14 protein-coding genes and 1 pseudogene are annotated in these 14,258 nt (G+C 63.3%); 5 read left to right on the top strand and 10 right to left on the bottom strand.

Annotated features, from left to right (window positions below; genetic code table 11):
* Positions 1-16: 16 nt before the first annotated feature.
* From hpxK to hpxU, 7 genes are all read right to left on the bottom strand, one after another.
* Entirely contained in the window at positions 17-1,273 is a 1,257-nt protein-coding gene (hpxK, locus tag EnteroDNA1_RS00180) for an allantoate amidohydrolase (protein WP_069302620.1), read from the bottom strand.
* The gene (locus EnteroDNA1_RS00175) at positions 1,270-2,511 is read right to left on the bottom strand and encodes a pyridoxal-phosphate-dependent aminotransferase family protein (protein ID WP_069302619.1); all 1,242 of its coding nucleotides are present in this window, start codon (positions 2,509-2,511) and stop codon (positions 1,270-1,272) included. Before EnteroDNA1_RS00175 ends, hpxK begins: the two co-directional genes overlap by 4 nt.
* A gap of 13 nt (positions 2,512-2,524) precedes the next feature.
* Positions 2,525-3,262 carry an amino acid ABC transporter ATP-binding protein gene (locus EnteroDNA1_RS00170; protein WP_032638731.1) on the bottom strand — a complete coding sequence of 246 codons (738 nt, stop codon included), beginning with the start codon at positions 3,260-3,262 and terminating at the stop codon, positions 2,525-2,527.
* Entirely contained in the window at positions 3,243-3,899 is a 657-nt protein-coding gene (locus tag EnteroDNA1_RS00165) for an amino acid ABC transporter permease (RefSeq protein WP_071891627.1), read from the bottom strand. Before EnteroDNA1_RS00165 ends, EnteroDNA1_RS00170 begins: the two co-directional genes overlap by 20 nt.
* The gene (locus EnteroDNA1_RS00160) at positions 3,899-4,564 is read right to left on the bottom strand and encodes an amino acid ABC transporter permease (RefSeq protein WP_032658112.1); all 666 of its coding nucleotides are present in this window, start codon (positions 4,562-4,564) and stop codon (positions 3,899-3,901) included. The genes EnteroDNA1_RS00165 and EnteroDNA1_RS00160 overlap by 1 nt, the downstream gene beginning before the upstream one ends.
* Before the next feature lie 4 nt (positions 4,565-4,568).
* Positions 4,569-5,351: a transporter substrate-binding domain-containing protein gene (locus EnteroDNA1_RS00155; RefSeq protein ID WP_023311064.1), complete on the bottom strand. Its 783-nt coding sequence runs from the start codon at positions 5,349-5,351 to the stop codon at positions 4,569-4,571.
* Positions 5,352-5,542: 191 nt separating this feature from the next.
* A complete protein-coding gene (gene hpxU, locus EnteroDNA1_RS00150) occupies positions 5,543-6,382 on the bottom strand; it encodes a MurR/RpiR family transcriptional regulator HpxU (protein ID WP_069302617.1) in 840 nt (279 codons plus the stop codon).
* A 143-nt stretch (positions 6,383-6,525) separates the two neighbouring features.
* Here hpxU and hpxW point away from each other — a divergent pair, with 143 nt between their 5' ends.
* The 4 genes from hpxW to hpxZ are packed head-to-tail and all read left to right on the top strand — an operon-like array spanning position 6,526 to position 10,085.
* A complete protein-coding gene (hpxW, locus tag EnteroDNA1_RS00145) occupies positions 6,526-8,109 on the top strand; it encodes an oxamate amidohydrolase (RefSeq protein WP_069302616.1) in 1,584 nt (527 codons plus the stop codon).
* Between the two features lie 10 nt (positions 8,110-8,119).
* Positions 8,120-8,308 (top strand): oxalurate catabolism protein HpxX, encoded by a 189-nt coding sequence (hpxX, locus tag EnteroDNA1_RS00140; protein ID WP_033145148.1) that lies wholly within the window; start codon positions 8,120-8,122, stop codon positions 8,306-8,308.
* Entirely contained in the window at positions 8,305-9,702 is a 1,398-nt protein-coding gene (locus EnteroDNA1_RS00135) for an AtzE family amidohydrolase (protein WP_048976708.1), read from the top strand. The genes hpxX and EnteroDNA1_RS00135 overlap by 4 nt, the downstream gene beginning before the upstream one ends.
* A complete protein-coding gene (gene hpxZ, locus EnteroDNA1_RS00130; RefSeq protein ID WP_045354537.1) occupies positions 9,699-10,085 on the top strand; it encodes an oxalurate catabolism protein HpxZ in 387 nt (128 codons plus the stop codon). Before EnteroDNA1_RS00135 ends, hpxZ begins: the two co-directional genes overlap by 4 nt.
* Before the next feature lie 48 nt (positions 10,086-10,133).
* Here hpxZ and puuE read toward each other — a convergent pair whose 3' ends face one another.
* The 3 genes and pseudogenes from puuE to EnteroDNA1_RS00115 all read right to left on the bottom strand — a co-directional run bounded on the left by puuE (position 10,134) and on the right by EnteroDNA1_RS00115 (position 12,541).
* The gene (gene puuE / locus EnteroDNA1_RS00125) at positions 10,134-11,033 is read right to left on the bottom strand and encodes an allantoinase PuuE (RefSeq protein WP_231926995.1); all 900 of its coding nucleotides are present in this window, start codon (positions 11,031-11,033) and stop codon (positions 10,134-10,136) included.
* A pseudogene (gene hpxA, locus EnteroDNA1_RS00120) lies at positions 10,951-11,825 on the bottom strand (allantoin racemase). Before hpxA ends, puuE begins: the two are co-directional and overlap by 83 nt.
* Positions 11,825-12,541 carry a GntR family transcriptional regulator gene (locus EnteroDNA1_RS00115; protein ID WP_047652808.1) on the bottom strand — a complete coding sequence of 239 codons (717 nt, stop codon included), beginning with the start codon at positions 12,539-12,541 and terminating at the stop codon, positions 11,825-11,827. The pseudogene hpxA and the gene EnteroDNA1_RS00115 overlap by 1 nt, the downstream one beginning before the upstream one ends.
* 144 nt (positions 12,542-12,685) lie before the next feature.
* On the opposite strand from EnteroDNA1_RS00115, the gene EnteroDNA1_RS00110 reads away from it, so the two are divergent.
* On the top strand, positions 12,686-14,182 hold the full coding sequence (locus tag EnteroDNA1_RS00110) for an NCS1 family nucleobase:cation symporter-1 (RefSeq protein WP_023335187.1): 1,497 nt from the start codon (positions 12,686-12,688) through the stop codon (positions 14,180-14,182).
* The last annotated feature ends 76 nt before the right edge of the window (positions 14,183-14,258 follow it).

Here is a 14,258-nt window from a genome sequence, read left to right as displayed (position 1 = left end):
GCTGGGAAAAGACGCTTTACACCTCATTCAGCTGGTTGAGGTGCTTCGTTGCACCAAGCGTTCTCACCGCCCGCCCAAATGCCTCAATCGCCAGAGCGACATCCTCAGCCATCACCGATTCCGCCGGATGGTGGCTGACGCCCCCTTTGCAGCGCACAAACAGCATCCCCACCGGCCAGCGTTCCGCCAGGGCGATGGTGTCATGCCCGGCGCCGCTGGGCAGGGATAACGAGCGCCCCTGCACCGATTCAACGGCGTCGCCCAGCAGGTGCTGCAAACGCGCATCGCACGGCGTAGCGGCGATCCGGTAAAACTCCTCGGCGCTGAAGCTCAGCCCGCGACGAGCGGCAATCGCCTGCGCCTGCGCCAGCAGCTCAGCGAGCAGCGCGTCAAGCGGGGCATCCTGCGGCCCGCGAATATCCAGCGAGAGCTGAACCTCGCCGGGGATCACGTTCACCGCCCCCGGCAGACAGCGCAGCTCGCCAACCGTCGCCACCAGGTTGCCGCCCTGCTGTCGGGTAGCGTTTTCAATGATAACCATCCACTCGGCGGCGGCGGCCAGCGCGTCCCTGCGGTGGAGCATCGGCACGGTTCCCGCATGCCCGGCCTCGCCGGTAAAGCGGCAGTTCAGACGGCGCGCGCCGTTAATGGCTTCCACCACGCCAAGGGCGAGCGCCTCCCGCTCAAGGCACGGCCCCTGCTCAATATGCAGCTCCAGATAGGCGCTGAAATCCTCCTGACGGCGCGCGGCATGGAGCACGCGGGCAGGATCGAGCCCCATCAGGGTCATCGCCTGCGCTACGCTGATTCCACTGGCGTCGGCTTTTTCCAGCCAGCCCTGCGGCCAGGTGCCCGTCAGCCCCCGGCTGCCTAACAGCGTAATGCCGAAGCGGGTTCCCTCTTCGTCGCAAAAACCGACAATCTCGATGGCCTGGGCCAGATGCATCCCCTGCTGGTGCAGGCTGTCCACCACCTCAATGGCGGCAAGCACGCCGAGCATGCCGTCGTAGCGCCCGGCATTGCGCACGGTATCGAGATGCGAGCCGAGCAGCACCGCCTGCGCCCCTTCCTGCGCGCCCTCATAGCGTCCACAGATGTTGCCCACGCTGTCCTGCCAGACGGTCATTCCCGCCTGGCTCATCCACTGCCCCACCAGCTGGTTGGCCTGCAGATGCTGGGTGGAGAGATAAACCCTCGTCAGCGCATCCGGGGTTTCGCTGATGGCGGCCAGCGCGTCGGCGCGGGCCATCACCCGTTCTGCCGCCGGGCTCATTGCGGCGTCTCGCGGCGATAGTGGTCCCACGCGGCCTGCATGGCGGCCCCCTGCGTGGTGGAGAATTTCAGGTAGTTCAGCACCGACTCCAGCGCGCTCAGGGTGGTCATCACGCAGTCTTTGCGCGCGTTGTAGCCCATGGTGCCGATGCGCCACACTTTGCCGTGCAGCGGGCCAAACGAGGTGCCGATTTCAATCCCGAAATCCTCCAGCATCAGCTTACGCACCTGGTCGCCGTTGACGCCCTGCGGGATAACCACGCCCAGCACGTTGTTCATCTTGTGCTTCAGGTCGCCGAAGGTCTCCAGCCCCATAGCCTGAATGCCCTTCAGCAGCGCATCGCCGTGCAGCTTATGGCGCGCGATGCCGTTATCCAGTCCTTCCTGCAGGATCAGACGCGCGCATTCGCGGGCGCCAAACAGCGCGGTGGTGGCTTCGGTATGGTGGTTAAGGCGCTCCGGCCCCCAGTAGTCCATCACCATGCCGAGATCGAAATAGTTGGAGTAGATCATCTCCTCGTCGCCGTCGCGGTGGGCGTCGGTGCGGATGCCCTCCTCAACGCATTTGCGGCGGCGGATCGCCTCCTCCATGCGCGCGCTCAGGGTGATCGGCGAGGTGCCCGACGGGCCGCCGAGGCACTTCTGCATCCCGGCCGAGACGGCGTCCAGCCCCCAGGCGTCGGTCTCCAGCGCGTTGCCGCCGAGCGACGCGGTGGCGTCGGTATAAAACAGCACGTCGTAGCGGCGGCAGATCGCGCCGAGCTCGGCGAGCGGCTGGAGCATGGTGGTGGAGGTGTCGCCCTGCACCGTCAGCAGCAGGCGCGGACGAACACGCTTAATCGCATCCTCCACCTGGTCGGGGGTGAACACCTCGCCCCACGGCACCTCGATGGTATGTACTTCCGCGCGGCAGCGGCGGGCAATTTCGCACAGCAGATGACCAAAGCGGCCAAAGACCGGCACCAGCACCTTATCTCCCGGGCGAATGGCGGAGACCAGAATGGCTTCAATTCCCGCGCGGGAGGTGCCGTCCACCAGCATCGTCCAGCGGTTCTCGGTGCGGAACACCCTGCGATAGAGCGCCATCACCTCGTTCATGTAGTGGGTCATGGCCGGATCGTACTGGCCGATCAGCTGGCTCGACATGGCGCGCAGCACGCGCGGGTCGGCGTTGATCGGGCCCGGCCCCATCAGCAGGCGCTGGGGCGGGTTCATTTGCGGAAAGCGTGCGATATCCATTGTTAAGTCCTTATCAGTTGAGGCCGCGCACGGAGGAGATGAACTGCTTCAGTTCCGTGGTCTGCGGGTTGGCGAACAGCGTTTTGCTGTCGCCCTGCTCCCAGACTTTCCCCTGGTGCATAAACACCACGCGGTCGCCCACTTCGCGGGCAAAATTCATTTCATGGGTAACCAGTATCAGCGTCATCCCCTCGGCCGCCAGCTGCTCCAGCACCTTGAGCACTTCGCCCACCAGCTCCGGGTCGAGCGCGGAGGTGATCTCGTCGCAGAGTAAAACTTTCGGCGACATCGCCAGCGCGCGGGCAATCGCCACGCGCTGCTGCTGGCCGCCGGAGAGACTCGACGGGTAGTAATCCAGACGATCGCCTAAGCCCACTTTCTCCAGCATCTGCTGCGCCAGCTCGCGGCATTCGGCGGCGCTTTTCTTCAGCACCCGACGCGGGGCGAGCATCACGTTTTCCAGCGCCGTCATGTGCGGGAACAGGTTGAAGCTCTGGAACACCATCCCGACCGAGCGGCTGATTTCGCGCGCCTGAGAATCCCGGTCGGTAATGGTCATGCCGCCCAGCTTGATGCTGCCGTCCTGATAGCCTTCCAGGCCGTTGATGCAGCGCAGCAGCGTGCTTTTGCCCGATCCGCTGCGCCCGATAATGGAGATCACCTGGCCCATGTCGATATCCAGATCGACGCCCTTGAGCACGTGGTTATCGCCGTAGTACTTCTGCACCTGATTAATGGTGATGAGAGGCATTGAATTTCGTCTCCAGATAGCGGCTGTAGCGCGACAGCGGATAACACAGAATAAAGTAGCCGAGCGCCACCAGCGCAAAAACCTTAAACGGCTGATACGTCACGTTGGTCAGCATGGTCCCGGCCTTGGTCAGCTCGATAAAACCGATAATCGACGCCAGCGCGGTGCCTTTAATCACCTGCACGGCAAAGCCGACCGTCGGGGCGATGCCGATGCGCAGCGCCTGCGGGGCGACCACGCGAAACAGGGTCTGGCCGAAGGTCAGCCCCAGACAGCGCGACGCTTCCCACTGCCCTTTTGGCAAGGCGCGAATACTGCCAAACCAGATGTCGAGCAGAAACGCGCTGGTGTAGAAGGTGAGCGCCAGCGAGGCGGCGGTCCACGGCGAGACGTCGATGCCGAACAGCGCCACGCCGAAGAAGGCCAGGAACAGCTGCATCAGCAGCGGCGTGCCCTGAAACAGCTCAATATAGCCGCGGATGATGCGCCTGACCGTGCGCCCGCCCGTCAGGCGCAGCAGCAGGAGCGGCAGCGTCACCGCCGCCCCGCCGACAAACGCCACCAGCGACAGCAGCACCGTCCAGCGTCCGGCCAGCAGCAGGTTGCGAATAATGTCCCAGTCGGTAAAGTTGGTCATCATGCCTGCACCCCCAGCCATTTGCGTCCCGCCGCCATCATCAGCTGGCGCAGGGTAATCGACAGCGCTAAGTAAATCCCGGTTGTCACCAGATAAACCTCAAAGCTCAGAAACGTTCTGGACTGGATCAGGTTGGCGGCGAAGGTCAGCTCTTCATACGAGACCTGCGACACCACCGACGAGCCGAGCATCACGATGATGCACTGGCTCACCAGCGCCGGGTAAATGCGCTGTAGCGCGGGCGGCAGCACCACGCGAATAAAGGTCTGCAGGCGGGTCAGCCCCAGCACGCGTCCGGCTTCCCACTGCCCTTTCGGCGTGACCTGAATGCCCGCGCGGATAATCTCGGTGCTGTAGGCGCCCAGGTTCACCACCATGGCCAGCAGCGCCGCTTCCCCCGCCGTCATCTTCAGCCCAAGATTCGGCAGGCCGAAGACGATGAAAAACAGCTGCACCACAAACGGCGTGTTGCGGATGATTTCCACGTACGCGCCCCAGATCCGGCTGAACCAGGTGGTGCGTCCGCTGCGGATCGCCGCCCCGAAAATCCCTATCGCCAGGCCGCCGACGGTCGCCATCACCGTCAGCTGAATAGTGACCCACAGCCCCGCCAGCAGCTCCGGCCAGTGCGGCCAGAGCGCGGAGAAATCAAGTTGCTCCGTCATCGGCTCAGGCGCCAAGGTTGGCCGGCAGCGGAGCCTTCAGCCACTGCTCGGACAGGCCGTTCAGCGTGCCGTCCTTGATACCCTGCTCAATCAGCGCGTCCACTTTTGCCTTCAGGGCCGGTTCGTTTTTCTTCAGGCCAATAAAGCACGGCGAATCTTTCAGCATAAAGCTCGGTACCGGAGCTTTATCCGCGTTCTGGCGCGAAATGGCCGCCACCACCAGGTTGCCGGTCGCCACGTACTGCACCTGTCCGGAGAGGTAGGCGGAGAGCGTGGTGTTGTTATCTTCGTAGCGCTTCACGTCCGCGTCTTTCGGCGCCAGGCCGGTCAGCACCATGTCCTCCACCGCCCCGCGCGTCACGCCGATGGTTTTTCCGCTCAGCGCGGCGGCGTCTTTCAGCTCGGCCCCTTTCGGACCAAACACGCCGAGGAAGAACGGCGCGTAGGCGCGGCTAAAGTCGATCACCTTCTCGCGCTCCGGGTTTTTACCGAGGCTGGAAATGACCAGATCCACCTTATCGGTTTGCAGATACGGCACGCGGTTGGCGCTGGTCACCGGGACCAGCTGCAGCTTGAGCTTCATCTGTTTGGCCAGATAGCGCGCCATGTCGATGTCATAGCCCTGCGGCTGCAGGTCGGTCCCCACCGAGCCAAACGGCGGGAAGTCCTGCGGAACGGCAATGCGAATGGTGCCGCGCTTCTCGATATCCTGAAGCTGGTCAGCCTTTGCCGGCAGCTGTGTGAAGAGACATGCGGCCCCGGCCAGTGCAATCAACAATTTTTTCATGGTGCTTCCCCGTAACGTTAACATGAAACAAAAGATTCTTTGAATGTGATTTTGCAACTAATGTGCCAGATAGGGCGAAGCGGGAAATATTCTTGTGAAGCCTGATAAAACGCGGACGGGTCGAAAAAACGTCTATTTTCCCGACCCGTCAGATGCACCATTTTAATGCAAAGCACCAGCCTGATGCCCCATTATCGCTGTTCGAGTTCGTCCAGCTGCTGGTAAAGGGAGGCAATTTCGTGAATGCGCGGACGGCCTTTATCGAGACTGTCATGCAGGAAGGCGTTTGCCAGCAGGTTGATCAGGCTATTGACCGAGGAGTAGCTGTCATAGGCCGAGACGCTGTCCAGCGGGGCGCAGAGCTGCCAGCTCGCCAGCGAAAACAGGCTGTGCGCCTGCGGCTCGCACATCAGCAGCACCGGAATACCGCGACTCTGAAGCTGCTGCATCAGCGGGCGGATGATGCGCGGGCGGCGGCGAAAGGCCATCATGACCACCAGATCGTCCGGCGTTAAATCCACCAGCTCCTCGCTCAGGCTCTGCCCCGGCTGCGGCAGGACCAGCACCTGACCGCGCGCCTGCAGCAGCTGCTGGCGCAGGTGCAGCGCCGTCGGATAGGCGTTACGCATGCCGATAATGACGATGCGCCGCGCCTTCACCATGCAGGCCATCGCGTCGGCAAACTGCTGCGCGTCGAGGGCGTTGACCCACTGGGTCAGGTTCGCCATCTCCTGCTTATAGTGGCGCGCCAGCAGCGTATTGCCCTGCACCGCGTCGCGGTTATCGGTGAGCGGCATCCCGCTCTGGCGCAGGGTGCGCAGCTCGTCGCGCATGTCCTTATATTTCTCATAGCCCAGACGCTTAAACAGACGGCTGACCGTGGCTTTCGACACCCCGCTCAGCTGCGCCAGCTCGGCGCTGTTGTAGCTAATGAGATCGTCAAAATGATCGAAAATAAAGTCCGCCACCCGCTGCTCCTGCGGCGACAGCGACGGGTACTGTGCTTTCAGACGTTCATCCAGTTGTTCCATAGCGCCTCTGTAACTTTTGTTTCATCACATTGTACCTTTTATTATGCGTATTCATTATACGTGCCAGTTTACTGAAACTTTTCTTTCAGAACTGGAACAGCTTTTGCAGCGCCTTGTGACTTTCAGGGTTACGAGGACTCTCTATGCAAAGTAATGTCTCCACGCACGGCATGGCCGTTGCGCCCCACCATCTTGCCAGCCAGAGCGCGCTGGCGGTACTGCGCGAAGGCGGCAGCGCGATAGAGGCGATGGTCGCCGCGGCGGCCACCGTTGCCGTGGTTTATCCGCACATGAACGGGCTGGGCGGCGATGGCTTCTGGCTTATCGTGCCGCCGGAAGGCGAACCTGTCGCCATTGATGCCAGCGGCGCGGCGGGATCGCGCGCGACGCTCGCCGCCTACGACGGTCTGGCGCATATCCCCCATCGCGGCCCCCGTGCGGCGCTGACCGTCGCCGGCACGGTGAGCGGCTGGGACGAGGCGCTGAAGGTCTCGCGCGAGTTGACCGGCAAGGCGCTGCCGCTGGCCCGCCTGCTGGCCGACGCCATTGACTATGCGCAAAACGGCACGCCGGTTACGGCCTCTCAGGCCCATGCCACGGCCAGCAAATTCGACGAGCTGAAGGACGTGCCAGGCTTTGCGGAAACCTGGCTGGTGGACGGTAAGCCGCCGCAGGTCGGGAGCCGCTTTTACCAGCCCGCCATGGCCACGACGTTGACGCGCCTGGTGGAAGACGGTCTGGACAGCTTTTACCGCGGCCCGCTGGCGGACGTGATGGCGCACGGCATGGAGACGCTGGGCCTGCCCGTGACGCTGGCCGATCTTAACGCGCACGCTGCCCGGCGCACCGCGCCGCTGACGCTGCAGCATCAGCAGGGGGAGATCTTTAACCACACCCCGCCGACGCAGGGGCTGGTCTCGCTGGCGATACTCGGCATCACCGACCGCCTGAACATGGCCGAGGCCGACGACGCCGACACCATTCACCGCATCGTTGAAGCCACCAAGCTGGCCTTTGGCCTGCGCGATGCCCACATCACCGACCCGCGCGAGCTGAAAACCGATATTCAGGGTCTGCTGGATCCCGCCGCCCTGCAGGCGCTTGCCGACAGGGTTGACGACGGCCGCGCCGCGCCGTGGGGCATCGGAAAAGGCCCCGGTGATACGGTGTGGATGGGAGTGATGGATAACAGCGGGCTTGCCGTGTCGTTTATCCAGAGTATCTATCACGAGTTCGGCAGCGGCGTTGTGCTGCCCGACACCGGCATCGTCTGGCAGAACCGGGGCGCATCGTTCAGCCTCGATCCCAATCATCTTCTGGCCCTCGCGCCGGGCAAGCAGCCCTTCCATACCCTGAACCCGGCGGCGGCGCGTCTTAAGGACGGGCGCGTGATGGTCTACGGATCGATGGGCGGTGACGGACAGCCGCAAACCCAGGCCGCGCTTTTTACCCGCTACGCGATTCAGGGCGTGCCTTTACAGGAGAGCATTTCCCGCCCGCGCTGGCTGCTGGGGCGCACCTGGGGACAAACCTCGGACACGTTAAAGCTGGAAGGACGCTTTACCGCTGAGACGGTCTCACGGCTTCAGGCACTCGGGCACGAGGTGGAAATGTTCCCTGACTTCAGCGAAGCGATGGGCCACGCGGGCGCGATTGTCCGCCACCCCAACGGGCTGTTCGAAGGGGCATTTGACCCGCGCAGCAACGGCGCGGCCGCCGGATTCTGAGGAGAAAACTATGACGACACAACAACCCGACTGGCAGGCGTATCTGGCGCAAATGGAGTCCGTGCTCGGCGTGACGCTGGACGATGCCCGCCGCGCCGAGCTGCAGGTGCAGTTCAGCCGCATAGCAAACATGGCCGCCCCGCTGATGGCGCTGCCGCTCGATGACCGTCTGGAGATCGCAGGAGTGTACAAAGCATGAGGCTACACGAGATGAGTATCAGCGCGATCCAGCATGCGCTGGGCGCGGGCGAGCTGAGCGCTCGCGAGATTGCCCGCCAGACGCTGGAGGCGATTGCGCGCGTTAACCCGCAGATCGGCGCCTGGACCGCCGTGACGGAAGCGCGCATGCTCGCCGAGGCCGAGAGCATCGACACCCTGCGCCGCGAAAAGCGCCCCCTGCCCCCGCTGGCGGGCGTGCCCTACGCGGTAAAAAACCTGTTCGACGTTGCCGGCCACACCACCCTTGCCGGGGCAGAGCTGTTCAGCCAGCGCCCCGCCGCGGCCGCTGACAGCTTCGCGGTGCGCCAGCTGCGCAGCGCGGGCGGGCTGCTGACCGGGATGGTGAATATGGACGCCTACGCCTACGGCTTCACGACCGAAAACAGCCACTACGGCACGACGCGTAACCCGCACGATCTGGCGCGCATTGCGGGCGGGTCGTCCGGCGGCTCGGCCGCCGCCGTGGCCGCCGGGCTGGTGCACTTTTCGCTCGGCACCGACACCAACGGCTCGATTCGCGTTCCGGCCTCCCTGTGCGGCATCTATGGCCTGAAGCCCACCTTTGGCCGCCTGTCGCGATCCGGCAGCCATCCGTTTGTCGCGAGCCTGGATCATATCGGCCCCTTTGCCCGCCGCGTGTGCGATCTGGCGTCCGTATACGATGCGCTGCAGGGCCGGGACGGCAGCGACGCTTTTCAGGCAGAGAGCTCGCGCGAGCAGACGCGCCCGCTGCTCGATCGCGGGCTTGACGGCCTGCGCTGCGCGGTGCTCGGCGGCTACTTCACCACCTGGTGCGACGCGGATGCCAGAGACGCCGTGGCGCGGGCGGCGAAGGCGCTCGACGTGCGGGATGAGCTGCAGTTCCCGGACGCCGAACTGGCGCGCTCCGCGGCGTTTATCATCAGCGCCTCCGAAGGGGGAAACCAGTACCTGCCCGCGCTTCGCCGCGAGCCCGAGCGTTTTGAGCCGCACTCCCGGGAACGCCTGCTGGCAGGCGCGATGATCCCCTCCGCCTGGTACATTCAGGCCCAGCGGTTTCGCGCGCACGCCCGACAGGCGTTTAAAACCCTGTTCGCGCAGGCCGACGTGCTGATCGCTCCGGCAACGCCGCGCAGCGCGACGCTCGCGGGTGAGCAGACCATGGAGATTAACGGTCAGCCGCTCCCCATCCGCGCCAGCATGGGGATGCTGACCCAGCCGATTTCATTTCTGGGCCTGCCCGTGACCACCGTTCCGCTGCGTACCGCGCAGGGTGCGCCGATTGGCCTGCAGCTGATTGCCGCGCCGTTTAACGAGCAGGCCTGCCTGCGCGCCGCGCGCGTGCTGGAAGAGAGCGGCATCGCCGACGCCCGTCCGGCGGAGGTGGCCGCATGATGAATCACGATGACATTAACCTGCCGTGGGTGGTTGCCGAGGTGACCGCCGCGTTTTACCGCTATGAAGACGCGCTGGTCAGCAACAACGTTGCGGTGCTGGACGAGCTGTTCTGGCACGACAAAAACACGGTGCGTCTGGGGGCGGGTGAAAACCTGTATGGGATTGATGAAATCCGCGCCTTTCGGGCGGCGCGCCCCGCCGCCGGGCTGCAGCGGACGTTGCGCCACACCGTCATCACCACCTTCGGCGAGGATTATGCCGTGTGCAGCACCGAGTTTACCCGCGAGGGGACGGAACGCATTGGCCGCCAGCAGCAGACGTGGGTGCGGTTTGCCTACGGATGGCGGATCGTGGCGGCACAGGTGAGTTTGATGTCGTAGTCGTAGGCCGGGTAAGGCGCAGCCGCCACCCGGCTAAACACGGCACACTTACTTCTCAAACGGATGCACCTCCCGCCAGTGGTCGGCAATCTGCTGGCGGGTACAGACCCACACCCGCTCGTGCTGCTGCACGTAATCGAGGAACCGCTGCAGCGCGCGAAAACGCCCCGGCCGCCCCAGCAGGCGACAGTGCATGCCGATGGACATCATCTTCGGCGCGCGTTCCCCCTCTTCGTACAGCACGTCAAAACTGTCCTTCAGATACGTATAAAACTGCTCGGCAGTGTTAAACCCCTGCGCGGTGGCGAAGCGCATGTCGTTCGCATCCAGCGTATACGGCACGATCAGGTGCGGTTTACGGGTACCGTCGCTGCAGGCCACTTCCGTCCAGAAGGGCAGATCGTCGCCGTAGTAGTCGCTGTCATAGTCGAAGCCGCCGTGCTCCACCACCAGCTGGCGGGTGTTGGGGCTGTCGCGCCCGGTGTACCAGCCCGTCGGCGGCTTGCCGAACAGGTCGGTCAACACGTGCACCGCCTTGTGCAGGTGTTCGCGCTCCTGGCTGATATCCATGCTCTGATAGTGGATCCAGCGCCAGCCGTGGCTGACCACATCGTAGTCCGCCGCCTTGATTGCCTCGACGATCTCAGGATGACGCGCCAGCGCCATCGCTACGCCAAAGACCGTCAGCGGCAGGCCGCGCTTTTGAAATTCACTGTGGATCCGCCAGAACCCGGCGCGGCTGCCGTATTCGTAGAGGGAGTCCATCGACATGTGTTTATCCGGGTAGCTGGCCGCGCCGATAATGTCCGACAGGAACTGCTCGGATCCAGCATCGCCGTGCAGAACGTGGTTTTCCGCCCCTTCCTCATAATTGAGCACAAACTGCACGGCGATACGCGCCTGATTCGGCCACCGCGCGTGCGGCGGGTTGCCCGCGTAGCCGCGCAGATCCCGCGGGTAATCCTGTTCAAAAAGCCCCATTGCCACCCCCAAAAATTAAAATGGATTCAGTGCCTGAAAATGTCCGCTTAACGCTTTTTTCTCCGGGAACGCCAGATCCCCGTGCTTGCTGGTCGACAGCCCCAGCGCCACCAGCGATTCCACCATCTTCACCGCCGCGCTGACGCCGTCGATGACCGGCACGCGCAGCTCGCGCGTCAGCTCCTGCGCCAGCGTCGCCATGCCGCCGCAGCCCAGCACGATGGCGCCGCAGCCGTCCTCTTTCAGCGCCTGTATACAGCGCGCGCGCACCTTCTCCTGCGCCACACCGCTGCCGTCTTCCAGCGCCAGCACCGGGAGATCGATAGCGTGCAGCGCCGCGCACCTGTCCTGAAAGCCATACTGGTGCAGCAGATGGCGGGCAATAATCAGCGTGCGCGGCAGCGTGGTGACCACCGAAAAGCGCGTCGCCACCAGCGTCGCCATATGCATGGCGGCTTCGGCGATACCGACCACCGGCCCCTGCGCCAGCTCGCGCGCCGCCAGCAGGCCCGGATCGCCAAAGCAGGCGATGACGTGACCATCGACGCCCTGCTCTCTGCCGAGCTTAACCTGTTCGAGAACCCCCACGGCGGCGATGGCCTCATCAAAGTGGCCTTCTATAGACGGCACGCCCGCGCTGGGGCAGACCGCGAGGATCTCCGTTCCCGGCGCCGCCACCGCGCGGGCCGCCGCGCCGATGGTTTCCGTCATCGCGAGGCTGGTGTTGGGGTTGATCACTTGTATACGGACAGATGACATTACGACTCCTTGTGGCCGGCAAACAGCCGGGCAAAATCAGGCAGGCACTCGCCCGCCCGCTCGAAGCAAAGGCTGGCAACGATGTGTTCAAAATGGTGCATTAAGGCATCGCTTAGCGGCTGGAGCGCCTTCTGGCGCAGCAGATCCACAAGCTGTTCGTGATCGTTGCAGCGACAGCCCTGACGCCACGGCGCGCCCCAGGTGGCAATCACCAGCGAGGAGCGCTGGCTCAGGCCGGTCACCATCTCCGTCAGCACCTGGTTGCCGGAGATGGCCTGCAGCTGAATGTGGAAATTGGCGGAGTGGCGGATTGCCGCCGGGCCGTCGTACGCCTCGTGCGCCTGCTGCTCCTGACGAATAATGGCGTCCAGCGCGGCAAGGTGCGGCGGCTGGCAGCGGGCCAGCACGTCCGGCAGGTTGGCGACCTCCAGCAGAGCGCGGGTGCGAAAGATGTGCTGCGCCTCTTCCACCGTCGGGCTGGCGACGTGTGCACCACGCTTGGGCGTTAAGGTGACCATTTGCACAGCCGCGAGTCGTTGAAGCACCTTGCGGATGCCCGTGCGGCTTACGCCAAAGACCTCGGCCAGCGCCTCCTCCGGCAGTTTGCTCCCCGGCAGCAGCTGATGTTCGACAATCGCGGTCATCAGCGCCTGAAAGATCGATTCGTCTTTGTCATGCAGGTCTGGCGCGGTCTGCAGGGCGTTTATGTTGTTCATTCACCACTCCGTCTTTTACTCTTCGTTATCGAATCGTATACATAAAAATAAAATATTGCATACAAGATTTATTATTTTGGCCTGAATCCTGCAACACCGTCTGCACTCCCGCTTAACGGGTTTTCATTCACAGGAGCAGGTTTCATGCCAAACAGTCAAAACGCGCAACAGGGTACGGCCGCTGATTCCGGTGCGGTTTACAGCCCACGTCTTTGCAATGAGGATCTGGCACCGACGCGTGACCAGAACTGGAGCTGGTACAACATCTTTTCGTTCTGGATGTCGGACGTTCACAGCATGGGGGGTTATGTTGTCGCCGCGAGCTTCTTTACGCTCGGGCTGGCAAGCTGGCAGGTGCTGCTGTGCCTGCTGGTGGGGATTTGCATCGTGCAGCTGTGCGCCAACCTGGTAGCCAAACCGAGCCAGATGGCGGGCGTGCCCTACGCGGTAATCAGCCGTCAGGCGTTTGGCGTGTTCGGGGCCAATATTCCGGCGGTGATCCGCGGGCTGATCGCCTTCGCGTGGTACGGCATTCAGACCTACCTGGCCGCCAACGCCCTGATGCTGGTGGCGCTCAAGTTCTGGCCGTCGCTCTCTTCGCTCACTACCGGCGCATTCCTGGGCCTGTCGCATCTCGGCTGGATCTGCTTTGCCATCATGTGGGTGCTGCAGGCGATGGTCTTCTGGCACGGCATGAGCGCCATCAAGCGCTTTATTGATATCGCCGGTCCGGCGGTCTACGTGGTAATGCTGGCCCTCGCAGGCTGGATTGTATACAAGACCGGTTTTGACGGCATTTCCTTCACTCTCGCCAGCAAATCCCTGAGCGCGGGCGAGCAGACCTGGCAAATGATCACCGCGACCGCGCTGGTGGTGTCTTACTTCTCCGGCCCGCTGCTCAACTTCGGCGACTTCTCCCGCTACGGCAAAAGCATGGGCGAGATCCGCCGCGGAAACCGCTGGGGCCTGCCGTTTAACTTCCTGCTGTTCTCCATCGTCACCGTAGTGATTGTCTCCGGCACCCAGTCGCTGTTTGGCCGCATGATCACCGACCCGATCGAAACCGTCAGCCGCGTGGGCAACGATCTGGCCGTAGCGATTGGCCTGCTGACGATGATCACCGCCACCATCGGGATCAACATCGTCGCGAACTTCGTCTCCCCGGCGTTTGATTTCTCTAACTGTTCGCCGCAGAAAATCAGCTTCCGCACCGGGGGCATGATTGCCGCCGTCGGCTCGATCCTGCTCACCCCGTGGAACCTGTTCAACTCGCCGGAGCTTATCCACTACACCCTGGACGTGCTCGGGGCGTTCATCGGCCCGCTGTTCGGCATTCTGATTGCCGACTTCTACCTGATTAAGCGCGGCAAGGTGTCGGTTGACGATCTGTTCGACGACACGCCAAAGGGCAAATACTGGTACCGCAACGGCTTCAACCCGAAAGCCATTGGCGCGCTGATCCCGTCCGTTGCCGTGGGCCTGGTGATCAGCTTTATTCCGGCCCTGCATGAGGTAGCGAACTTCAGCTGGTTTATCGGCGTCTTCCTCGGCGGCGTGACCTACCGCTGGCTGGCGCGGGAAGATCGCGAGACGGCGGGCGCGACGTCGTTCGGCTCACGCGTGGCAACGCAAAAAGAGTAACTTCCTCCTTCCGGCCGCAGCCTATCTGCGGCCCGTTCATTCTGGCACCGTTCTTGCTGCGCCTTCTCACCCCGCT

The sequence above is a fragment of the Enterobacter sp. HK169 genome, from assembly GCF_001719105.1.
Classification (GTDB): domain Bacteria; phylum Pseudomonadota; class Gammaproteobacteria; order Enterobacterales; family Enterobacteriaceae; genus Enterobacter; species Enterobacter asburiae_B.
This window is presented reverse-complemented; position numbering and strand designations above follow the sequence as displayed.